Origin of the sequence: Streptomyces sp. CB00316 (assembly GCF_001905595.1) — a bacterium.
GTDB lineage: Bacteria > Actinomycetota > Actinomycetes > Streptomycetales > Streptomycetaceae > Streptomyces.
Genome location: NZ_LIXI01000006.1, coordinates 328,375 through 351,045, shown reverse-complemented (window position 1 = coordinate 351,045; position 22,671 = coordinate 328,375). Strand labels below are relative to the sequence as shown.

The window sequence follows — 22,671 nt, the reverse complement described above, 5'->3', positions numbered from 1 at the left end:
TCATGCTCGACCACCTCATCCGCCGCGCGACCGTCGTGGACGGCACCGGCGGCCCCGCCTACACCGCCGACGTCGGCCTCCGCGGCGGCAGGATCGCCGTCATCGCCGACTCGGGGACCATCACCGAGGAGGCCGTCACCAGCGAGGACGCCGACGGCCTCGTCCTCGCCCCCGGCTTCGTCGACCCGCACACGCACTACGACGCCCAGCTCTTCTGGGACCCCTACGCCACCCCCTCCATGAACCACGGCGTCACCACCGTCGCCGGCGGCAACTGCGGGTTCACCCTCGCGCCCCTCCACCCCGACCGGCCCGAGGACGCCGACTACACCCGCCGGATGATGTCCCGGGTGGAGGGGATGGCCCTGGCCGCCCTGGAGGAAGGCGTCGACTGGACCTGGTCCACCTTCCGCGAGTACCTCGACGCCCTCGAAGGCCGTATCGCCGTCAACGCCGGGTTCATGGTCGGCCACTGCGCCCTGCGGCGGCATGTGATGGGCGCGGACGCGGTCGGCGGGCAGCCCACCCCGGGCCAGACGGACGCCATGCTCGCCCTCCTCCACGACGCCATGGACGCCGGCGCCTGGGGGCTCTCCACCACCCAGTCCTCCACCCACGCCGACGGCGACGGCGAACCCGTCGCCTCCCGGCACGCCCTCCCCGAGGAGCTGCTCGCCCTCTCCAGGGCCGTGGGTGAGCACGAGGGGACGCAGCTCGAAGCGATCGTCGCCGGGTGCCTGGACCAGTTCTCCGACGAGGAGATCGACCTCCTCGTCGACATGACCGCCGCCGCCGGACGCCCGCTCAACTGGAACGTCCTCACCATCGACGCCGCCGTCCCCGAACGCGTACCGCGCCAGCTCGTCCCCAGCGAACGCGCCCGCGCGGCCGGGGGCCGGATCGTCGCGCTCACCATGCCGATCCTCGCCCCCATGAACATGTCCCTCGGCACCTTCTGCGCCCTCAACCTCATCCCCGGCTGGGGGGAGATCCTGGCGCTCCCCGTCCCTGAGCGCATCGAACGCCTCCGGGACGCCGCCATCCGCGCCGAGATGCTGCGCCGCGCCGACAGCAAGGAGGCCGGGGTCTTCCGCCGCCTCGCCGATTTCGACCGGTACGTCATCGGGGACACGTACAGCACCGTCAACGAAGGGCTCAGTGGGCGCGTCGTCGACGACATCGCGGCCGAACGCGGCCAGGACCCCTTCCACTGCCTGGTCGAGATCTGCGCCGCCGACGAGCTGCGTACGGTCCTGTGGCCGATGCCGACCGACAACGACCCGGACTCCTGGGCCCTGCGCCGCCGCACCTGGGAGCACGAGGACGTCATGCTCGGCGGCTCCGACGCGGGCGCGCACCTGGACCGGATGTGCGGGGCCCCGTACACCACCCGGTTCCTCGGCGACTGTCTGCGCGGGCGGAGGCTCGTGCCGCTGACCACCGCCGTGAAGATGCTCACCGACGATCCCGCCCGCCTCTTCGGGCTGCGCGAACGCGGCCGGATCGAGGAGGGCTTCCACGCCGACCTCGTCCTCTTCGACCCCGAGCGGATCGACGCCGGGCCCGCCACCCTCGTCCACGACCTGCCCGGGGACAGCCCGCGCCTGGACTCCAAGGCCATCGGCATCGTCTCCGTACGCGTCAACGGCGTCGAGACCCTGCGCGACGACAAGGTGACGGGGGCGGTGCCGGGGACGGTGCTGCGCTCGGGCCGCGACACCCGGACGGTGAGTACGGCGTGAGCCCCCGGCCCGGAAGCCCCGCCCCCGGGAAGCTCTTCATCGGCGGTGAGTGGAACGAACCCGCCGACGGCCACTACGAGGTCATCGACCCCGCCACCGAGGAGGTCGTCGGCCTCGCCCCCGAGGCGAGCCGCGCCCAGGTGTACGAGGCCGCCGCGGCCGCCAAAGAGGCCTTCGGGCCCTGGTCGCGGACCCGGCCCGAGGAGCGTGCCGCGATCCTGGACCGGGCCGCCGACCTCATCCGGCGGGACTTCCTCGCCCACGCCGACGTCGCCCGCGCCGAGAGCGGAGCCACCGCCTCCACCGCCCGGTCCATGCAGGTCGCCGTCGGCGCCGCCCGCTTCCGGCGGTACGCGCGCGGCGCCCTGGAGCCCGTCGAGGAGGCCATCGCGCCGCAGATCAACGAGGCAGGTCCGATGGGCCGGGCCGGGGTCTTCGGGGCGCTGGCCGTCCGCCAGCCGGTCGGCGTGGTCACGTGCATCACCTCGTACAACAACCCCTGGGCCAACCCGGCCGGCAAGATCGCGCCCGCCCTCGCGATGGGCAACACGGTCCTCGTGAAGCCCGCCCCGCAGGACCCGCTCTCGGTCTACCGGATGGCCGCCGCCCTCGCTGAGGCGGGCGTTCCGCCGGGTGTCGTCAACGTCGTCACCGGCTCGGGCGCTTCAGCCGGTGAGGCGGCCGTCGACTCCCCGGACGTCGACATGGTCAGCTTCACCGGCTCCACCGCCGTCGGGCAGCGCATCGCCGAGGTGTGCGGGCGCGGGATGAAGCGGCAGCTGATGGAGCTGGGCGGCAAGGGCGCCGCACTCGTCCTCGACGACGCGGATCTCAACTCGGCGGTCGCGGGGATCGGCACGACCTTCTCCTTCTACAGCGGACAGATCTGTACGGCTCCGACCCGCGTCCTGGTCCACCGGTCCCGCCAGGACGAGCTGATCGCCGCGCTGGCCGCGTACGCGAACGCGCTCACCGTCGGCGACCCCGCCGACCGGTCCACCGCCGTCGGCCCCGTCATCTCCGCCGCCCACCGCGACCGGGTGGAGGCTTACGTGGAGCTGGGCCGGAAGGAGGGCGCGCGGGTCCACGCCGGCGGCGCCCGCCCCGCCCACCTGGACCGGGGCTTCTACGTGGCCCCCACCCTCCTCGCCGATTGCACCCCCGACATGCGGGTCGTGCGCGAGGAGATCTTCGGCCCGGTCGTCGTGGTCGTCCCCTTCGACGACGAGGAGGAGGGCGTCGCGCTCGCCAACGACAGCGACTACGGCCTCATCGACTACGTCTGGGCGGGCGATGTGGCCCGCGCCTTCCGTGTCGCCCGGCAGCTGCGGGCGGGCGGGGTGGGCGTCAACACGGTCGGGCGGAACATGGAGGCCCCGTTCGGCGGGTTCAAGAAGAGCGGCGTGGGACGGGACGTGGGCTCGTACGCGCTGCACGCCTACAGCGAGACGCAGGCGATCGTCTGGCCCGGCTGAGGGCGCTCACACAGAGCGCGGGAAAATTTTGAAACGGCACAAAACGGACAGTGCTGCGATTACCGTACGTGGCCACCCTTGCGTGACCGGCGTGCATTGCAAGGCTCTGTGCGCATGTGACCTTGAATTCATGAAGTATTCATCGGTAATTGGCCGGTGTAACCAAGGGTGAGACGTTGGAGTCTCACGCTCCGGATGTGGATATCGCAGCGCATACCGTCCCTCTCATGACTCAGCTGGACGCGCGGCCACAGGCCGGAGACACGGTACGGGGAAGCACCCCGGCCGACGGCCGTGACGGGGACGGCGGTGTACGCGGCAAGGGGCTCGGCGGGAACTCCGTCGGGCTGATGGGCAGCGCCGTCATCGGTGTCTCCACCGTCGCCCCCGTCTACTGCCTGACCTCGACCCTCGGCTCCACCGCCGGTGAGGTCGGTGTGCAGATGCCCGCCGTGTTCCTGGCCGGGTTCCTGCCGATGCTGCTCGTCGCCTTCGCCTACCGTGAGCTCAACAAGGTCATGCCGGACTGCGGCACCTCCTTCACCTGGACGGTGAAGGCGTTCGGCCCGCGCGTCGGCTGGATGTGCGGCTGGGGTCTGGTCATCGCGACGATCATCGTCCTGTCCAACCTCGCGGGCGTCGCCACCTCGTTCTTCTGGCTGCTGGCGGGCGAGGTCACAGGCAGTCCATGGGTTGCCGCCCTGGACGACAACAAGCTCGTCCACATCGGCACCTGCCTCGTCCTCATCGCCGCCGCCACCGCGATCAGCTACCGGGGGATGACCGCCACCAAGGGCATCCAGTACGCCCTGGTGGGCCTGCAACTCGCCGTGCTCGCGCTCTTCGTGGCGATGGCCCTGAGCAAAGCGGGCAGCGGCGGCGCGGACTTCGCCACCTCACTCGACTTCTCCTGGTCCTGGCTGAACCCGTTCGCCGTCCAGTCCTTCGCCGCCTTCACGGCCGGTCTCTCCCTCTCCATCTTCATGTTCTGGGGCTGGGACACCTGTCTGACCGCCAACGAGGAGACCACGGGCAGCGACAAGACCCCCGGCCGCGCCGCCCTCATCGCCATGGTCGTCCTGGTCGGCGCCTACCTGGCCACCGCCGTCGCCGCCCAGATGGCCGTCGGCTCCGGCACCACCGGGCTCGGCCTCGCCAACCCGGACACCGGCGAGAACGTCTTCGCGGCCCTGGCCGGACCGGTCATGGGCTCCGGGCTCGGCGTGCTGCTCTTCGTCGCCGTCCTCGCCTCGGCCGCCGCCAGCCTCCAGACCACGTTCATCCCGGTGGCCCGCACGGTCCTCGCGATGTCGGCGTACGAGGCGATGCCGGCCTCGTACGCGAAGGTCCACCCCCGCTTCAGGACGCCCGGCCGGGCGACGGTCGTGGCGGGCATCGGGACCGGCGTCTTCTACACCGTGATGACGCTGGTCAGCGAGCACGTGCTGATCGACACCATCTACGCGCTCGGCCTCATGATCTGCTTCTACTACGCGCTGACCGCCTTCGCCTGCGCCTGGTACTTCCGCGCCGAACTGCGCCGCTCCACCCGGGACCTGGTCTTCAAGGGGATCTTCCCGGCCGTCGGCGGACTGCTGCTCGCCGCCGTCTTCGGCAAGACCCTCTACGACATGTGGGACCCGGCGTACGGCTCCGGCTCCTCGGTCTTCGGCGTCGGCTCGGTCTTCGTCATCGGGGTCGGGCTGCTGCTCCTGGGCGTGGTGCTGATGGTCGCGATGGAGCGCCGCAGCCCGGCGTTCTTCCGGGGCCAGGTGCTGACGAAGGAGACCCCGGCCCTCGTGGTCGAGGACTGAGGTCTCCTTACGGCTGACGTGTCCGGCTACGGGCGCCAGTAACCCAGCGCGTTCACCCGGTCCTTGGGCAGGCCCAGCTCCTTGCGGAGGTAGGCCGACAGGGTCCGGGTGGTCGACGTGTCGCAGGCGACCCAGACGTACGCGTCCGAGTGGTCATCGCCCAGCAGCCCGGGCAGGGCCGCCTTCACCTCGGCGACCAGGTGCGCACCGCCCTCGCGGCGCTCCACGTGGTGCAGGGTGTGGTGGGCGTCGTCGAGGCGGAACGGCAGTTTCCGGTCGCCTTCGTCGGATGACTCGAACCAGATCGTCGCCGGGGTCTCCGGGACGGCCTCCAGCAGCGAGTTGATCGCGGGGAGCGCGGCCGGGTCACCGATCACGAAGAGCCGCGCGGGCGCCGGGTCGGGCAGCGTGAAGCCGGTGCCCTGGAGCGTCGCGTCGATCGTGTCTCCGGGCTCGGCCGCCTTCGCCCAGTCGCAGGCGAGCCCTTCGTGGAGGGCGAATTCCAGACTGAAGGTGCCGGCCTCGGGATCCGGGTCGACCAGGGTGTAGGCGCGCTGGTGCGGTTTGCCGTCCTTCTCGAACCAGAGCCGCACCCACATCGTGGGGTGCGCCCCGCCGGTCGCGGCGAGCAGCCCTCCGTCGGTCACGTACACCCGGCGGAACCGGTCGGTGACCTGCTCCGCGCCGGTCACGGTGAACGTGAAATCCCGCCCCCGGAACAGTTTGAGAACGACGCCTTCCCAGCCATGCCCCACGGTGCTTCCCACCTTCTCCTGGCGCCCCGGCCCACTGCCCGAAGGGTCGCTTTAGGTTAGGCTAACCTAAATCCCGGGGGCTGAGGAGTGGCTGAAAACCACCGGGAGTAGGGGAGGGGCAGAGCGATGACCGCCGACGCCGACAGCGAGAGGCAGGGTACGGGCGCCGAGGGCGGCTCGGAGCACTTCGAGGTCTTCCGGGACGACTGGGGGATACCCCATCTGAAGGCCGGCAGTGCTCTCGCGCTCGCCCGGGCCCAGGGCCACAACGCCGCCCTGGACCGGGCCTGGCAGCTGGAGACCGAGCGCCACCGGGTGCTCGGCACGACCGCCGCGTACCTCGGTGCGGAGGCCGTCGACTGGGACCGGTTCGCCCGGCGGGCCCGGCTCGCCGACACCGCCCGCCGCTGCTTCGGCCGTCTCGCGCCGGAGACCGCCGCCTGGGTGGACGCTTACGTGGACGGGGTCAACGCGGGGCTTGCCGAAGGAGCCTCCCGTACACCGGAGTTCGCCGCCGCCGGGCTCGCGCCCGGCCACTGGGAGCCCTGGACCCCGCTCGGAGTCTGGCTCTCCACCCACATCCTCTTCGCCGGGTTCCCCACCAAACTCTGGCGCGAAGAGGTCGCCCGCAGGCTCGGCGACGACCGCGCGACCCTCTTCGCCACCGACGGCCCCGGCACCTCCGGCTCCAACGGCTGGCTCCTCACCGGCGCCCGCACCACCACCGGGGCCCCGGTCATCGCGGGCGACCCGCACCGCTTCATCGAGGCCCCGGGCGTCTACCAGCAGATCCGGCTGGCCTGCCCCGAGTTCGACGTGGTGGGCCTCGCCGTCCCCGGCGTCCCGGGCATCGCCCACTTCGGGCACACGGGCGGCGTCGCCTGGGCGATCACCAACGCGATGGCCGACTACCAGGACCTCTACCGGGAGCAGCTGCGCCGCACGGCGGACGGGGACGTGGAGGCGCTCGGTCCGGACGGCTGGTACGCGGTCCATGCCCACACGGAGACCGTCGAGGTCGCCGGGGGAGAGCCGCAGAGCGTCGAGGTCGTGGAGACGGACCGGGGACCGGTGATCATCGGGGACGCGACCGGGGACGTACACGGCGATCCGAACACCGACGCGGCCCCCGACGGGCCCGTCATCAGCCTCCGCTACCCGCCCCGCGTCACCGGTGACCTCGGCTTCGACGTGCTGCCCGCGCTCCTCCGGGCCCGTACGGTCGCCGACCTCGACGCCGCCCTGGACGGCTGGGTCGAACCCGTCAACGTGGTCCTGGCCGCCGACACCACCGGGGCCACCCTGCACCGGGTCGCCGGGCACGTTCCCGTACGCCCCTACGGGAACCGGCTGCGGGTCGTCCCCGCGCACGACCCCGCGTACGCCTGGCGCGAGGGCGCCGAGCCCACCCCCCGTACCGAGGTCGACGCCGTCACCGGCACTGCCGTGATGGCCAACGAGCGCGGTCTCGCCGCCCCCCTCGGCATCGAGTTCGCACCCCCGCACCGGGCCGACCGCATACGGGAGCTGCTGGGCGCGCCCCCGGGCGGGGGCGCGAGGGGGCTCACCGGCCCGCCCTGGTCGCCCGCCGACATGGCCGCCGTCCACACCGACACCCGTCTCGCCTCCTCCCGGCAGCTCCTCTCCCTGCTCGCCGGGGCCCCGGACCTCGGCCCCGACGCCGAACGCCTGCGGGACCGGCTGCTGCGCTGGGACCGCCACATGGACGCGGACAGCACCGACGCCACCCTCTACTCCCGACTCCGCGCGGACGTCGCCCACCGGCTGGCCGCCCACCCCGCCCTGCGGCCCGTCACGGGCGACGCCGACCCCTGGCGCTCCGCCGCGTACCCGCCCCTCTTCCGCCCCTGGCTCGCCGCCGTGCCCCGGATCGGCTACGCCCTGGAGACCCTGCTCACCGTCGGACTCCTCCCGTACGAGGAGCGGCTGACCGTCGTCGCGGCCTCGGCCGAAGCGGTGGCCGCCACCTTCGCGCAGGGCCCCGGCCCGAGCCCCTGGGGCGAGGTCCACCGGGTCTCCCCGTGGCAGGCGCTGCCGGGCGCGACCCCCGAGGAGGTCTGGCCGGGGCTCGCGGGCGACCACGACTGCGTGCTCTCCACCTCCAGCGTCCCCGGCATCACCGACCTCTTCGCCCGAGGCCCCGCCGCCCGGTACGTCTGGGACCTGGCCCGCCGCGCGGACAGCCTCTGGGTGGTGCCGTTCGGCGCGTCCGGCGTACCGGGCTCCGCCCACCACCGCGACCAGACGGAGCTGTGGGCGAGCGGTCGGCTGGCCCCCGTGACCACTGACTGGAACCTGCTGCACCGCACCGAGGAGAGCACCACCATGACCGCCACCACCGTCCCCGCCCTGCGCCCCGCCGTCCACGAGCAGAAGGTCGAGGGCTTCGGCGTGGTCCGCCTGGTCCCGGTCGATCCGGCGGCCGACGCGGGCCTGCTGCACGGCTGGGTCACCGAGGAGCGCGCCCGGTTCTGGGGCATGGCCGACCACACCCGTGAACAGGTCCAGGAGATCTACGAGTTCGTCGACTCGCTCCCCACCCACCACGCCTACCTGGCGCTGCGCGACGGTGTCCCGGCCGCGCTCTTCCAGACGTACGAGCCGGACGCCGACCCGGTGGGCGAGTGCTACGACGTCCGGCCCGGGGACTTCGGTATCCACCTGCTGATCGCGCCCGCCGAGGCCGAGGGAGCGGTGAAGGGGTACACGGACGCCCTCCTGACCGTGTTCATCGGTTACGTCTTCAGCGACCCGGCCCACCTGCGGGTCGTCGTCGAGCCGGACGCCCGCAACGAGAAGGCGCTCGCGCGGATGGTGCGGATCGGGTTCGAGTTGGGCCCGGAGATCGAGAAGCCCGAGAAGACGGCCCGGCTGGCGTTCCTGTCCAGGGCGGTGGCGCTGGGCCTGGCCTGAGCGGTGTTCCCTCGGTCCCGAACCGCTCAGGGGCCGTTCCGGGCGTGCTGACGGCGAATGCCATCATGGGAGGGACGACGGGAAGGTGTTCCCGTCGCCCCTCCACCTCGGACGATGCCGACCGACACCTCACGACAAGGGACGCGACATGGCAACCGGAACCACCGAAAGCCCTGCAACCCTCTATGCGCCCGTCTCGCTCGGGCTGGGCGTCATCGCGCTGATCGCCACGTTCTTCCTCGGTATTTTCGCCGTTCTGGCCGGCGCCCTCGCGATCACCTTCGGGGTCCTCGGCCTGATCAGCAAGGTCGAGGTCAACCGGGTCCAGTGCTACATCGGCCTCGCCGCCGGTGTCGTGGGTGTGGTCCTTCCGGTCTCCTTCCTTTTCGTCTACACCGGCGGCTTCTGATTTCCGACCGGAGCGTTCTCGGGACTTTCCTCCGTTGAGGCATTGCCCTTAAGGGCAATGCCTCAACGGTCAATTGCGGCCTCTCACCCCCCTCCCTAGGGTCTCTGTCAGGTGCCTGACATCAGGGCACCCGATGCCATGGCTCGCCCATGGCGTCGACGGGGATGAAGGGGAATACATGCAGTTCTCGCGTTTCGCCAAGGTGACCGCCTTTTCCGTGACACCGCTCGCGCTCGTCGCGGGCGGATTTCAGGCGACCGCTCTCGCCTCGGCCTCCACCTCCGGACCGGCCTCCGCCTCCACCGCCTCCTCCGACCGGACCGCACCGGCGTTCGCCGTGTCGCAGCTCTCCGCCGAGTCGTACGGCGGGCTGAAGGACGTGACCGGCTTCAGCGCGGACAGCGCCCAGGGCAAGACCCTTGAGGCCCAGGGCCTCGGCGTCGTGCGGGCCGCCTCCGGCGAGACCGCGGTCGTCGACACCTCGTCGGCCGGCGAGGGCATCACCTCCGCGGCCGGCCAGGGCTTCGTGGAGCTGTCCTGGAAGGCCTACGCCGAGAACGCCCGCTACGTCATCACCCGCGACGGCAAGGAGATCGCCCGGCCGGCGGCGGGCGTGCAGTCCTTCCGGGACACCGCGGTCAAGGCGGGCGCCCAGTACGACTACCAGGTGGTCCCGCTCCTTCCCGAGGGCGGCCACCCCGGGGCCAGGAGCTGGGGCATGAACGTCTCCGTCCCCGCCACCGGCTCCCTCGCCGGGCTGCGCGGTGAGGCGGTCCAGCAGGCCAAGGCGGCCGCCGCCGCCAAGACCACCACCATCAGCTGGGTGGCGTTCCTGCCGTTCAAGAAGGTGGACGCCCCGCCGGCCGGCTGCGACTACACCAAGGGCTACCAGTATGGCGGCGACGGCCGCTCCAAGTTCGACTGGAAGTCGGACAAGTACCGCGCGGCCCTGCACGCCACCGTCACCTGGAGCAACAAGAAGGTGGTGGGCAACAAGTCCGTCAAGCCCACCCACGTCTACAAGAAGTCGACCGGCAAGAAGGTCGCCACGAAGACGGCCACGGACAAGCACATGACCGCCAAGAAGCTGGGGTCGGGCAAGAACTCCGTGGACATCCGGTTCGTCATGCACGCCGCCAACCCGTTCTGCAAGGGTCTTGGCGGGGTCAAGGGGGCCATCAGCGGTGCCGCCACCATCAACATGACCAAGAGCGGCAACTGGACCATCCGCTCGGGCAAGCACCGCCTGATGCCGAACCACCACATCTACATCTACAACGGCGGCAAGGTCACCAACGTCTACACCCGCAAGTACGTGGGCCTGCCCTGCCTGATCGGCTCGGCCCTGTGCACGGAGGCCGACCTGACGGGCCGCTACGGCACGTTCTGACCTTCAGAACTTCTGGTCTCAAGGGCGAGCCCCCTGCAGTCGCATGTACGCATACGCACGCGGCTACGGGGGGCTCGTCCCGTCCTCGTACACGCGCGGCTACAGGGGGCTCGTCCCGTCCGGGTTCAGCTCGCCGCCCGCCCGGAACAGCCGCCGGGCGACGACGTGGCCCCGCCCGGCGGCCATCCGGAACCACGGTTCCGCCGCCGCCAGCCCCTCGCGCTCCTGGACCAGCCGGCCCAGCTCCCACATCGACTCCACGTCCCCGGCCTTCACCGCCTGCCGCAGCATCCGTTCGGCGGCGTCCGGCCGCCCCTGGCTCCGCGCGTCCAGGGCGAGCGTGCGCAGCCCCCGTACGGCACGGGCGTCCCCGGCGGCAGCGGCGACGGCCAGCTGCGCCGGGTCCGGCGGGCGGCGGTAGCGCTGGGCGATCAGCAGCAGGACCCCGGCCGCCCACATGATCCAGCTCAGCCCGATCAGCGTGCTGCTGCCCAGGAACACGCCGGTCAGGCTCAGCACACCGCCTGCGGGCAGCAGGAAGAAGCCCAGTCCCATTCCCATCCCACGTCCCTTCCCGCCGCCCTGCGGACCTGCCTGTGGTCGTGCTCATGGCTGACATGGTCTCGGATTTCACCGGCGCGCGGCATACCTTGGCCTCCCGTACAGACGACGGAGGTGTTCGATGCGGATCGCCACAACCATCTTCCTCACCGACGAGACGGTGACACCCGTGCGGCTGGCGCGCGAACTGGAGCAGCGCGGGTTCGCCGGGCTCTACCTGCCCGAGCACACCCACATCCCGGTGAGCCGCCGCACCCCGTACCCGGCGGGCGGTGACCTGCCCCGCGAGTACGGCCGCACCCTGGACCCCTTCGTGGCGCTCGGCCAGGCGGCGGCCGTCACCGAACGGATCACGCTCGGCACCGGGATCACGCTGGTCGCCCAGCACGACCCGGTCGACCTGGCCAAGCAGGTGGCGACCCTGGACCACCTCTCCGGCGGCCGGTTCACGCTCGGTGTCGGCTACGGCTGGAACGTGGAGGAGGCCGCCGACCACGGGGTCGAGTGGTCCACGCGCCGGGAGCTCGCCCGCGACCGGATGGCGCTGATGCGGGCGCTGTGGTCGGCCGGACCGACGGCATACGAGGGGGAGTTCGGGTCGGTCCAGGCGAGCTTCGCGTTCCCGAAGCCGGTGCAGGCGCCGCGCGGGCCGGTGGTCGGCCCGCGCACACTGATCGGCGGCGGGGCGGGCCCGAAGCTGTTCGCGGCGATCGCGGAGCACGCGGACGGCTGGCTCCCCATCGGCGGCCGGGGCCTGAGGGAGTCCGTCCCGAAGCTGCGGGCGGCCTGGGAGGAGGCGGGGCGCGACCCGAAGGAACTCCAGGTGGTGCCGTACGCCGTCCTCCCCGACCCCGGGAAGCTCGCGCACTACGCAGAGCTGGGCGTCGAGGAGGTCGTGCTCCAACTGCCCCCGGCCGCCGAGCCGGAGGTGCTGCGGGTCCTGGACGGGTACGCGGCGTACCTCTAGCGTCGGCGTTGCACCTGGTCGGGGCCAGCTTCTGCGCGGTAACGCGGGAGCGCCCTCCGAGCTGGGGCGATGGACGCTGTCGGGGGCTTCTGCCCATCCGGACAAGGCGCCTTCTGTGAACGCGCAGACGCTCTGAGAGACTTCTTCCGCACCTGCCGCCACCACACCGCACTCGGCGGCCGGTCACCCATCAGCCGCGTGTACAACCCTGCGGGCCGACAACCCCACCCCGTCGTGCGAGGCCGTCGACGTCCTGGCCGCCCACACTTCCATGAGGGCCGGAGTGAAGAGGACAGAGGGGGCCACCGCACGTCCATACCGACGCACCATTCATTGCTTCAACAGTAGATCGAGGCTTCTCGTGTCAAGAGGGATTCTGCGTTCCGTTCTGCCGATGGCCTTCGGGCTCGCCATCCTCGCGTCTGCGTGTCAGGTCCCTTCGGCTTCGACGGCATCTGCACCGGCCGACTGCCCGAGCGATCTTGCTTCCAATGCCAACGCGAAAAACCTGATCGACCCGCGTATGCCGCAGGTGGGAATTCACTGCCTGGACAGTGAGGAAACCATCCTCTTCACGGAGGAGTTCGGTGCTCTGCCGTTCCTCGCCGGGACGGTCAGGGCCGTTCTGATCGGTGTGGACCGGACGGTGAAGAGGGTCTCGGACACGACCGACGGCATGGTGGCCGCACCGGGGGAACATGTGGTCGTCGCCACAGGCTCGCATGCGGAATGGTTGAAGGCCGACGCCGTCATCGGATCGACGATGTCGCTTCCGGCCGCAGCCGTCCAGAGGGGCGCATCGGCTGAGACTCCCGTGCACTTTCCCGGCGCCGATGACGCGACCGTCAACGGCGGTCCGCGGCTGGTGAAGAACGGAGCGGTGGGACCGTTCGACTTCAGCGGCAGCACCACACCCCAGTACGCCTATCTCGCCCCGAGGAACGCGCGCACCGCGGCAGGCATCACCGCCGGCAGGGAACTGGTGCTCGTGGTGGTGGACAAGAAGTCCGGTCCGAAGGACGCTGCCCACGGTCTGACAATGGCGCAGTTGGCGGAGGCGATGAAGAACCTGGGTGCGGCTGATGCCATCAATCTGGATGGCGGCGGCTCGTCGACGATGTGGGTGAAGGGGGCGGTGGTCAACCATCCCTCCGACGGCGTGGGCGAAGAGCGCCGTGTGGGCAACGCCATAGTCATCACTGCCAAGTGAGAGCGAGTGGCCGCCGCCCTCGGAGCTTCCGCGGCGTCCCGGAGGGGTGATCGTGACGGCGTCGGGAAGGCCCCTTGAGCCTGTCGCTCACGCCGCGGTACCTGATCTCGGTGAGGGGCGTACATCTGACGCTCGGCGCCCGCGCCGCCCCACAGCCCGAGGATGCGCCCACCGGCTCCGAACGATGTGGGGCCTGGGAGTGGGCCCCGTGGAACCGGGGCCTCCGACAGGGCATCCTTAGCCCGGGGATCGAAGACGTGCGGGCGGTGGGCCCGCCTGGGTGGGGAGTGGAATGAACAGGCCGTTGCGGCACATAGCCATCTTCTGCGGGCTCCTGATGCTGGGGCTGCTGCTGCGGGCGAACTGGCTCCAGCAGGTCGACCGCGTGGAGCTGTCCCAGCACGAGAAGAACCACCGGGTGCGGTTCGAGCGGTTCTCCACCCCGCGCGGCGACATCATCGTCGGCGGCAAGGCGATCACCGGCTCGAAGGAGACGGAGAGCAGGGACTACACCTTCCGGCGCACCTGGAAGGAAGGCCCGATGTACGCGCCCGTCACCGGGTACGCCTCCCAGGCCCAGGGCACCTCGCTGCTGGAGCGGACGTACGACAGCGTCCTCAGCGGCCAGGACGACCGCTTCGCCTTCCGGCACGCCAAGGACGTCCTCACCGGGCAGCCGAGGCGCGGCGGCAGCGTGATCACCACGATCGACCCCAAGGCGCAGAAGGCGGGCTACAAGGGGCTGACCGACCTGGGCGCCCGGGGCGCGGTCGTCGCCCTGGACCCGCGCACCGGCAAGGTGCTGGCCCTGGTCTCGACGCCCTCGTACGACCCGGGGGTCTTCGCCGGGATCTCGTTCAAGGAGAGCGACCGCTTCAAGGCCCTCCTCGACGACAAGAGCAAGCCGCTGGCCAACCGCCCGCTGCGTGAGACCTTCCCGCCCGGCTCGACCTTCAAGATCCTCACGGCCGCGGCGGCGCTGGAGCACGGCGTGGTCTCGGACGTGGACGCCCCGACCAAAGCGGTCTCGCCGTATCCGCTGCCGCTCTCGCGGAACAAGATCGGCAGCGAGGCGGGGGACGCCGTCTGCGACAAGGCGTCCATGAAGACCGCCATGCAGTACTCCTGCAACAACGTCTTCCTCGACGCGGCCGCCGAGCTGGGCGAGGACCGGATGCGGGAGACGGCGGAGAAGTTCGGCTTCAACGAGGACGTGTACGCGGAGGATTTCGGCGACATGCTCGCCACGAAGAGCCTCTATCCGGCCGAGCTCGACAAGCCGGGCACGGCCCTCACCGGTATGGGCCAGGGCAGCCTGACGAGCACCCCGATGCAGATGGCGATGGTGACCGCGGCCCTGGCCAACGACGGCAAGCTGATGCAGCCGTACATCGTGGAGGAGCTGAAGGGCCCGGACCTGTCGACGCTGGAGACGAACGAACCGGCGGAGATGAGCCAGGCCGTCTCGCCCGGGACGGCGAAGAAGGTCCAGGAGATGATGGAGCACACCGCGAAGGAGGGCAGCGCGCAGCGCGCCCTGATCGACGGTGTGACGGTCGGTGGCAAGACGGGCACCGCCCAGCGCGGCGTGAACGTGCGCGACGAGGTCCCGTACGGCTGGTTCGTCAGCTACGGCAAGACGGACGACGGCCGTTCGGTCGCCGTCGCCGTCTTCATCGACCCGACGGACATGGACATCTCCCGCTCCGACATCTCCGGTGGCCGCCTCGGAGCCCCGATCGCGAAGAAGGTGATGGAGGCCGCGCTGGGCAAGTAGCGCCGGGGCGCCGGGGATTGACCGGCACCCCAGCCCGTCCGGCGTTCGAGGACGGAACCCTTGCTGGGGTGGGCCCGGCGCTCAGAGGCCCCTCAGGTACGAGACCCTCGCAGGCCGCCCGGCCCCCACCGCCGGCTGGGCCGGATGGCGGCCCTCCTCGGCGCCCACCACCCCCACAAGCTCCGTCAACGCGTTGACCCGGAAGTCCGCCGTCCCCACCACATCCGGATGCTCCGCCCACCAGTGCCCGTACGCCCCCCGCCGCAGATGCGCCGTCCGCAGTCCCGCCGCGGCGGCGGGGAACAGGTCGTCCGCCGGGTGATCGCCCACATACAGCGTCGCCGACGGCTCCGCCTCCGCCGCCTCCACCACCCGCGCGAAGAAGGCCGGGTCCGGCTTCCGTACGCCCCACTCGTCCGAGGCCACCACCAGATCCGCGGGCAGGTCCAGCGCCCGCAGCAGCTCCCCGGCCCGCACCGTCCCGTTCCCCGCCACGACCACCCGCACCCCCGCCGCCCGCAGCTCCGCGAGCGCCGGCCGCACGTCCGGGTAGAGGTCCGACTCGTCGAGGTGCTCCCCGCGCCCGGCGGCGGCCCGGGCGAGGTAGGCCTCGTCGACGTCCATGTCCGGCCGCAGCACCCGCAGCGCGTCCGTGGCGTCGCGGCCCTGGGCGACGGCCGCGCCCACCAGCGCGCTGAGCGTGTGCGCGGGCACGCCGAGCCAGTTGGCCCAGGAGGCCCAGTGGCGGTCGTCGCGTACGAGGGTTTCGCCGATGCCGAGGACGATCGTTTCCATCACCGTGCCGACACTAGGCGTGAGGATGCCGTGGCAGGGCTCTCATTCGGTGAGTCGGCCCGCACGAGTGAAGGCGGCAGGGGTACGCGTCCCCCTGAGCACCCGGGCCCGGCGTTCCGACCCCGAGGCCCTGGTCCGGCGCGCGTGCCTCGCTCGTATGCTCGGTTCATGACCGATCCTCAGAGCGGACGTCCCACCTCCAACGCCATGCGGCGCGCGCTCAAACGTGCCCGGGACGGTGTCGCCCTCGACGTCACCGAGGCCGCCGTCCTGCTCCAGGCGCGCGGCGACGATCTGACGGACCTCGCGGCGTCGGCCGCCCGGGTCCGGGACGCGGGCCTGGCGGCGGCGGGCCGGCCGGGCGTGATCACGTACTCGCGCAAGGTCTTCATTCCACTCACCCGCCTCTGCCGGGACAAGTGCCACTACTGCACCTTCGTCACCGTCCCCGGCAAGCTCCGCCGCGCGGGCCACGGGATGTTCCTCTCGCCCGACGAGGTGCTGAAGATCGCCCGCGACGGCGCGGCGATGGGGTGCAAGGAAGCGCTGTTCACCCTCGGCGACCGCCCGGAGGACCGCTGGCCCGAGGCGCGGGAGTGGCTGGAGGCGGAGGGGTACGACGACACCCTCGCGTACGTACGGGCGATGGCGATCCGGGTCCTGGAGGAGACGGGCCTGCTGCCCCACCTCAACCCGGGCGTGATGAGCTGGACCGACCTCCAGCGTCTCAAGCCCGTCGCGCCCTCGATGGGGATGATGCTGGAGACGACGGCGACCCGCCTGTGGTCCGAGCCGGGCGGTCCGCACCACGGCTCCCCGGACAAGGAACCGGCCGTACGGCTGCGCGTCCTCGAGGACGCGGGCCGCTCCAACGTCCCCTTCACCACCGGCATCCTGATCGGCATCGGCGAGTCGTACGAGGAGCGCGCCGACGCCCTCTTCGAGCTGCGCAAGACGGCCCGCGCCTACCACGGCATCCAGGAGGTCATCGTCCAGAACTTCCGCGCCAAGCCGGACACGGCGATGCGCGGGATGCCCGACGCGGAGCTGGAGGAGCTGGCGGCCGCCATCGCGGTGGCCCGGCACATCCTCGGCCCCTCGGCCCGCATCCAGGCCCCGCCGAACCTGGTCGACGCCGAGTACGCGCTGCTGATCGGCGCGGGTATCGACGACTGGGGCGGGGTCTCGCCGCTCACCCCCGACCACGTCAACCCCGAACGCCCGTGGCCGCACATCGACGAACTGGCGCGGAAGACGGCGGCCTCGGGCTTCACGCTCCGCGAACGCCTCACCATCTACCCGGAGTTCATCCAGCGCGGTGAGCCCTGGCTCGACCCCCGACTCCTCCCGCACGTCCGCGCCCTGGCCGACCCGGAGACGGGCCTGGCCCGCGAGGACGCACTCCCCGTCGGCCTGCCCTGGCAGGAGCCGGACGAGGGTTTCACCTCCTCCGGCCGCACGGACCTCCACGCCACCATCGACACCGAGGGCCGCACCGGCGACCGCCGCAACGACTTCGACGAGGTGTACGGGGACTGGGAGGCGCTCCGTGAGGCGGCGGCGCCCGGCATGGTCCCGTCCCGCATCGACGCCGACGTACGCCAGGCGCTGGGCCAGGCCGCCGACGACCCGACGAAGCTCACCGACGACCAGGCCCTCGCCCTGCTCCACGCGGACGGCCCGGCACTGGACGAACTGTGCCGGATCGCGGACGCGCTGCGCCGGGACGTGGTCGGCGACGAGGTCACGTACATCGTCACGCGGAACATCAACTTCACCAACGTCTGCTACACCGGCTGCCGCTTCTGCGCCTTCGCCCAGCGCCGTACGGACGCCGACGCGTACACGCTCTCCCTGGACCAGGTCGCGGACCGGGCGGCCCAGGCGTGGGACGTGGGCGCGGTCGAGGTCTGCATGCAGGGCGGCATCCACCCGGACCTGCCGGGCACGGCGTACTTCGACATCGCGCGAGCGGTGAAGGAGCGGACCCCCGGCATGCACGTGCACGCGTTCTCCCCGATGGAGGTCGTCAACGGGGCGACCCGCACCGGCATGTCGATCCGCGACTGGCTGACGGCGGCCAAGGAGGCCGGGCTCGACTCGATCCCCGGTACGGCGGCGGAGATCCTGGACGACGAGGTCCGCTGGGTCCTCACGAAGGGCAAGCTGCCCACGGCCACCTGGCTGGAGGTCATCAAGACGGCGCACGAGGTGGGCCTGCGCTCGTCGTCGACGATGATGTACGGGCACGTGGACCAGCCCCGCCACTGGCTGGGACACTTCCGTACGCTCTCCCGACTCCAGCAGGAGACAGGCGGGCTGACGGAGTTCGTCACCCTCCCCTTCATCCACACCAACGCCCCGGTCTACCTGGCCGGCATCGCCCGCCCGGGCCCGACGGACCGCGACAACCGGGCCGTCACCGCGATGGCGCGGCTCCTGCTCCACCCGCACATCACCAACATCCAGACGAGCTGGGTGAAGCTGGGCACGGACGGCGCGGCGGAGATGCTCCGCTCGGGCGCGAACGACCTGGGCGGCACGCTGATGGAGGAGACCATCTCCCGTATGGCGGGGTCGAGTTACGGCTCGTACCGTTCGATCCAGGACCTGAAGGCCATCGCCGATCTGGCGGGCCGCCCGTCCCGCCCCCGCACGACGCTGTACGGCGAGGTCCCGGCCGAGCGAGTGGCGGCGGCCACGGCCTCGGACGGCCACCTGCCGGAGTTGTTGCCGGTGCTGCCTAGCTGAAGGAGCGGCCGGGGGCGCGGGGGCAGGGGCGCGCCGTCCCGGCCCCCGCTCCCCCCGGCCCGGGGGCTACGGGCGGCAGCCCTCGGCCTCCATGGCGATCGGCAGTTGGGAGCGCAGAAACTCTTCGAGTAGGCGACGGCGTTCTGCGGTGTCCTTGGGGTCCTCCACGCCGTCGATGGACAGTACGTACCGCATCTTCTCGCCCTTGTACGTGCACGCCTGCAGGGCCATCGCCCCGTGGTCCGCGATGGTGGCACCGCCGCCGATGTCGGCGGGTGCCGGATTGCCCAGGCGCAGATCGTTGAGCTCTTGGAAGGTGACCATGCGGTTCGCCCCCGTGGTTCGCCGTACTGGTTACGTGTAGTAGTCGCGGATACGCGAGACGGAGAGGTCGTCCCCGCCGGCGGTGCGCATGTCCGTGACGATCTTGACCTCGTCCTTCGCGTGCTCGGCGCGCGAGTAGTCGAGGTGGGTTGGGGATGTGCGCACAGGCCTGCTTGAGCGTTCCCGACTTCGTGTTCCAGGCGTCATGCAGTTCGGTCAGGGCGGAGCCCATGTCCAGTCCGTCGTTGAAGAGCTGGATAGACGCGTCGAAGGTGTTCTGCCGGGCGTGGTCGGGCGCGGTCGAGAACTGCTGCCGCAGACCGTACGCCAGGTTTCCCAGCGCCCCCAGGACGTCGTTGTGGACGATCAGGTCCCCGTTTGCTGAACGGGTGCCAGGCCTGTGCGGGGGCGGGGCCCGAGAGGCGGTCCTCCGTTTCTTTCTGTCATGACCCGGGCAACTCTTGCGGGAGTCACCCCTGCCGTTACGTGCTGCTGAGTCAGGAGCGAGAAATCATGCGAACCCCGCTGATACCGGCATTCGCCCGCAAAGTCCGCCGTGAGGCGCCCTCGGACTCGAACGCCTCTCTTTCCCTACGCAACCGCCGCGCCCCCCGCATCGCCGCCGTCCTGGCCGCCGCCGGCCTCCTCGTGCTCGGTACCGCGACGGCCGCCTACGCCGATCCGCCGCAGCACCTTCCCCACAACGCCGGGGGATACGAGCAGACCTTCTCGCCCGCCTTCGACTACGACGGGGACGGCTGCTACGCCACCCCCGCCATCGGCCCGGACGGCACCCTCGCTCCCGGGCTCAAGACCTCCGGCGCGATCAACGGGAGCTGCCGGGACCGGTGGGACCTGGACAACTCGCAGACGTACGCCCGTTCCAAGTGCAACAACGGCTGGTGCGGCATCGTCTACGCGAGCTACTTCGAGAAGGACCAGGCCGTCCACGGCAGTGGGCTCGGCGGGCACCGTCACGGCTTCGAGCACGTCGTCTCCTGGGTCAACCAGGCGTCGAACCGAGTGGATTACGTCTCGACCACCCAGCACAGCACCGTCAAGACCTACCCCCGCTCCCAGGTACGGTTCGACGGCTCGCACCCCAAGGCCGTTTACCACAAGGACGGCCTCAGCACGCACTTCTTCCGCCTCGCCAACAACAACGACGAGCCGCCTGAGAACCACTACGGCAACTGGCGCTACCCGCCGATCGTCGACTGGAACGGCTTCCCCAGCACAGCCCTGCGCGACAAGCTCATGAACGCCGACTTCGGGTCCGCGACCATCAAGGTCACCGACAAGGACGACCGCTTCCGCAACCTGCTCAACAACTCCAAGCCCGCCGGAATCCCCTTCGACCCCTGGGCCTAGAAGGGCTCCCAGGCCTTCACGCCAGAGGGAAGGCGCGGCGGTAGTCGCTCGGCGACACCCCGATCTGCTTGAGGAAGTGGTGGCGGAGGTTGTTCGCGGTACCGAGGCCGCTCAGCTCCCCGATCCTGGAGATCGGCAGGTCCGTCGATTCCAGCAGGCTCTGGGCCCGCCGCAGCCGCTGGTTGAGCAGCCATTGCAGCGGGGTCACCCCGGTGGCCGCCTGGAGCCGCCGGTAGAGGGTGCGCGGGCTCATCGCGGCCTGCCGGGCCAGGTCCTCGACCGTCAGCGGTTCGTCGAGGCGTTCCCGGGCCCAGTCCAGCACGGGCGCCAGGGCTCGGTCGTCGGTGGCGGGCATGGGCTGGTCGATGAACTGCGCCTGGCCGCCGGGGCGGTGGGCCGGTACCACCATGCGGCGGGCCAGCTGGTTGGCCACGTGGGCGCCGAGGTCGCGGCGTACGAGGTGGAGGCAGAGGTCCAGTCCGGCGGTCAGGCCGGCGCTGGTGAGGACGTCGCCGTCGTCCACGTACAGCACCGAGTCGTCGACCTGCACCTTCGGGTAGCGGGCGGCCAGTTGTGCCGTGTGCAGCCAGTGGGCGGTGGCGCGGCGGCCGGTGAGGTCACCGTACGGTTCGCGCTCACGCAGGCCGTGCTGTCCTTGCGGGACGTGCTGCTCGTCGCGCACAGCCGGGGGCAGCGGCTTCCGGATATCGAGGTTCGCTGACCGGCGGAGGCCACGGATCCGTCCGGCCCGCGCGGCCTGTCCCTCCGGCGCCGCTCGTACCTCACCGACATTCGGACGAATTGGTTGAACGGCCGTTGCGGGCATTCGGCCGAAAAATGCTTCGCCTGGGTGCGGGCATCGGTCGGGACAGCAATGGTGGGGGCCTTTTACGGTCATCCCGGCGAGTTGTGGTGCGTGGAATTGACCTGACGGCTTGTTCAATGCGGTGGAACCAGTGGGATGGGGCAACTACGCGCCTATTCGCGATGGTCCGATTCCCTGCCGTCACGGCTGAAGAACAGGCCGAAGGCGTGCACCGTTCTCAGGAGTGCCCCGCACGCGCGACCGGGGGCGAATGGGGGAGTGGTGTCGCTGCTTCGGTGTGTTGTCCGTCGGCCGGTCGGTGGGCCGGTCGGCGTGGACCCGGGTCATGGGTCAGCCGGTGTGGACCCGCGTCATGTTCTTCTCCGCGAGCGGCGCGTAGTACTCGGTGAACAGCTTGCCGACCAGCTCGCCGCGGCTGGAGACGCCGACCTTCTCGAAGACCGCCTTGATGTGATCGCGGACCGTGTGGGGCGACAGGTGCAGCTGGGCGGCGATCTCGCCGGTCGGCAGGCCGCGCGCGATGTACTGGGTGACCTCGGTCTCGCGGTCGGTGAGCTCGTACGCGTCCACGATCAGCGGCACGATCTCCGAGGTCTTCGCCGGCTCGATCACCACCGCCGACGCGCCGAGTCCGCCGTTCGCCTCGCGCAGGCAGGAAGCGTGGCAGACCAGCCAGCGGCCGGCACGGTTCCGTACGCGGGCGCGCGCCTGGCCGCGGTCCCGCTCCTGCGCGACGGCGCGCGCCTTCATCGCCGTCGCCTGGACCCAGGCCGGTACGCGGAGGCCTTGCGGCGACGGCACGGCGGGGCCTTCGGGAAGCGTATCGAGGTAGGCCAGCGCGTCGTCGTTGACCGACATCAACGCACCGCTCGCGTCGAAGAGGAGGAGCCCGGGACCGTACGGAGCGTCCGGCAGCGGCTGCGCCGACGGCTCCGCGAACGAGCGCAGCTGCTTGGCGAGCGGGGTGAGGACGGAGGCGATCAGCTGCGTCTCGGCGTCGTCGAAGGCCGCGCGGCCCTCGGCCCGGAACAGGCTGATGTGGCCCTGAGGACGGCCCCCGACCCGCAGGACCGCGCGCAGCTCGTCCTGGAGTCCGCGCGGCCGCATGAAGGTCTGGTACAGCGTGCTGCGCGCCGGCAGGTCGTTGGTGGTCTGGCGGAGTCCGGCGACCGGCACCGCGGCCTGCGCCAGGTCGCGGAACAGATTGACGTTCTCGGTGAACAGCTCGGATTCCCAGTAGACGGCGCAGCCGCCCTCGTCCAGATTCTCCGCCCGGATCGGCGCGGTCATCATGCCGGTCACGGGGTCGGTGACGCGCCATACCGCCGCGTCGTACGGCATGAGCCGTCGCAGCTGCGTCGACGCCTCGGCGAACATGCTGAGCGCGTCGGTGGCTTTCGCGGACCGCGAGAGCAGTTCCGCCCGGCCGACCGAGATACGCGAGATCGTCGAACTGGTCATCCCTTGAATGTGCCAGTTCCGGCGGGCCCCTCCAACCCCTCACCTGAGGGAGGCGGCCCTTTCACGCCGTTTCTCCGCCGCGCCCGGCCCCCCTTGATTGCGGGATGGG

General features: G+C 71.1%; 16 protein-coding genes and 2 pseudogenes. 11 read left to right on the top strand and 7 right to left on the bottom strand.

Annotation, left to right across the window (positions count from 1 at the left end):
• Positions 1-2 precede the first annotated feature (2 nt).
• From AMK21_RS19855 to AMK21_RS19845, 3 genes are all read left to right on the top strand, one after another.
• The gene (locus AMK21_RS19855) at positions 3-1,742 is read left to right on the top strand and encodes an N-acyl-D-amino-acid deacylase family protein (protein ID WP_073879718.1); all 1,740 of its coding nucleotides are present in this window, start codon (positions 3-5) and stop codon (positions 1,740-1,742) included.
• Positions 1,739-3,217: an aldehyde dehydrogenase family protein gene (locus AMK21_RS19850; protein ID WP_073879716.1), complete on the top strand. Its 1,479-nt coding sequence runs from the start codon at positions 1,739-1,741 to the stop codon at positions 3,215-3,217. Before AMK21_RS19855 ends, AMK21_RS19850 begins: the two co-directional genes overlap by 4 nt.
• Before the next feature lie 227 nt (positions 3,218-3,444).
• A complete protein-coding gene (locus tag AMK21_RS19845) occupies positions 3,445-5,031 on the top strand; it encodes an APC family permease (RefSeq protein ID WP_073879714.1) in 1,587 nt (528 codons plus the stop codon).
• Positions 5,032-5,057: 26 nt separating this feature from the next.
• Here the strand turns inward: AMK21_RS19845 and AMK21_RS19840 are convergent, their stop codons facing one another.
• A complete protein-coding gene (locus AMK21_RS19840) occupies positions 5,058-5,786 on the bottom strand; it encodes a siderophore-interacting protein (RefSeq protein ID WP_073879922.1) in 729 nt (242 codons plus the stop codon).
• Positions 5,787-5,912: 126 nt separating this feature from the next.
• Here AMK21_RS19840 and AMK21_RS19835 point away from each other — a divergent pair, with 126 nt between their 5' ends.
• The 3 genes from AMK21_RS19835 to AMK21_RS19825 all read left to right on the top strand — a co-directional run bounded on the left by AMK21_RS19835 (position 5,913) and on the right by AMK21_RS19825 (position 10,519).
• Positions 5,913-8,720 carry a GNAT family N-acetyltransferase gene (locus tag AMK21_RS19835; RefSeq protein ID WP_073879712.1) on the top strand — a complete coding sequence of 936 codons (2,808 nt, stop codon included), beginning with the start codon at positions 5,913-5,915 and terminating at the stop codon, positions 8,718-8,720.
• Positions 8,721-8,868: 148 nt separating this feature from the next.
• Positions 8,869-9,129 carry a hypothetical protein gene (locus tag AMK21_RS19830; protein WP_073879710.1) on the top strand — a complete coding sequence of 87 codons (261 nt, stop codon included), beginning with the start codon at positions 8,869-8,871 and terminating at the stop codon, positions 9,127-9,129.
• Between the two features lie 178 nt (positions 9,130-9,307).
• Entirely contained in the window at positions 9,308-10,519 is a 1,212-nt protein-coding gene (locus AMK21_RS19825; RefSeq protein WP_073879708.1) for a hypothetical protein, read from the top strand.
• Positions 10,520-10,618: 99 nt separating this feature from the next.
• On the opposite strand, the gene AMK21_RS19820 is transcribed toward AMK21_RS19825, so the two are convergent.
• On the bottom strand, positions 10,619-11,074 hold the full coding sequence (locus AMK21_RS19820) for a tetratricopeptide repeat protein (protein WP_073879706.1): 456 nt from the start codon (positions 11,072-11,074) through the stop codon (positions 10,619-10,621).
• A 127-nt stretch (positions 11,075-11,201) separates the two neighbouring features.
• Between AMK21_RS19820 and AMK21_RS19815 the strand changes: the two genes are divergently transcribed.
• From AMK21_RS19815 to AMK21_RS19805, 3 genes are all read left to right on the top strand, one after another.
• On the top strand, positions 11,202-12,047 hold the full coding sequence (locus AMK21_RS19815) for an LLM class F420-dependent oxidoreductase (protein WP_073879704.1): 846 nt from the start codon (positions 11,202-11,204) through the stop codon (positions 12,045-12,047).
• A 394-nt stretch (positions 12,048-12,441) separates the two neighbouring features.
• Positions 12,442-13,257 carry a phosphodiester glycosidase family protein gene (locus AMK21_RS19810; RefSeq protein ID WP_158070725.1) on the top strand — a complete coding sequence of 272 codons (816 nt, stop codon included), beginning with the start codon at positions 12,442-12,444 and terminating at the stop codon, positions 13,255-13,257.
• A 292-nt stretch (positions 13,258-13,549) separates the two neighbouring features.
• Positions 13,550-15,034: a peptidoglycan D,D-transpeptidase FtsI family protein gene (locus AMK21_RS19805; RefSeq protein ID WP_073879700.1), complete on the top strand. Its 1,485-nt coding sequence runs from the start codon at positions 13,550-13,552 to the stop codon at positions 15,032-15,034.
• Positions 15,035-15,115: 81 nt separating this feature from the next.
• Here AMK21_RS19805 and AMK21_RS19800 read toward each other — a convergent pair whose 3' ends face one another.
• On the bottom strand, positions 15,116-15,829 hold the full coding sequence (locus AMK21_RS19800) for an HAD family hydrolase (RefSeq protein ID WP_073879698.1): 714 nt from the start codon (positions 15,827-15,829) through the stop codon (positions 15,116-15,118).
• 168 nt (positions 15,830-15,997) lie between these two features.
• Here AMK21_RS19800 and AMK21_RS19795 point away from each other — a divergent pair, with 168 nt between their 5' ends.
• Positions 15,998-18,580: a bifunctional FO biosynthesis protein CofGH gene (locus tag AMK21_RS19795; RefSeq protein ID WP_073879696.1), complete on the top strand. Its 2,583-nt coding sequence runs from the start codon at positions 15,998-16,000 to the stop codon at positions 18,578-18,580.
• 66 nt (positions 18,581-18,646) lie between these two features.
• Here AMK21_RS19795 and AMK21_RS19790 read toward each other — a convergent pair whose 3' ends face one another.
• Positions 18,647-18,904 (bottom strand): hypothetical protein, encoded by a 258-nt coding sequence (locus AMK21_RS19790; protein WP_234421990.1) that lies wholly within the window; start codon positions 18,902-18,904, stop codon positions 18,647-18,649.
• 30 nt (positions 18,905-18,934) lie between these two features.
• Positions 18,935-19,274 (bottom strand): annotated as a pseudogene (locus AMK21_RS19785) (hypothetical protein).
• 143 nt (positions 19,275-19,417) lie between these two features.
• Here AMK21_RS19785 and AMK21_RS19780 point away from each other — a divergent pair.
• A complete protein-coding gene (locus AMK21_RS19780) occupies positions 19,418-20,275 on the top strand; it encodes an NPP1 family protein (protein ID WP_073879694.1) in 858 nt (285 codons plus the stop codon).
• 16 nt (positions 20,276-20,291) lie between these two features.
• Here the strand turns inward: AMK21_RS19780 and AMK21_RS19775 are convergent.
• Together AMK21_RS19775 and AMK21_RS19765 are read right to left on the bottom strand one after the other, a co-directional pair.
• A pseudogene (locus AMK21_RS19775) lies at positions 20,292-20,897 on the bottom strand (helix-turn-helix domain-containing protein); the annotation flags it as partial.
• Between the two features lie 534 nt (positions 20,898-21,431).
• On the bottom strand, positions 21,432-22,562 hold the full coding sequence (locus AMK21_RS19765) for a helix-turn-helix domain-containing protein (RefSeq protein ID WP_073879692.1): 1,131 nt from the start codon (positions 22,560-22,562) through the stop codon (positions 21,432-21,434).
• Between the last annotated feature and the right edge of the window lie 109 nt (positions 22,563-22,671).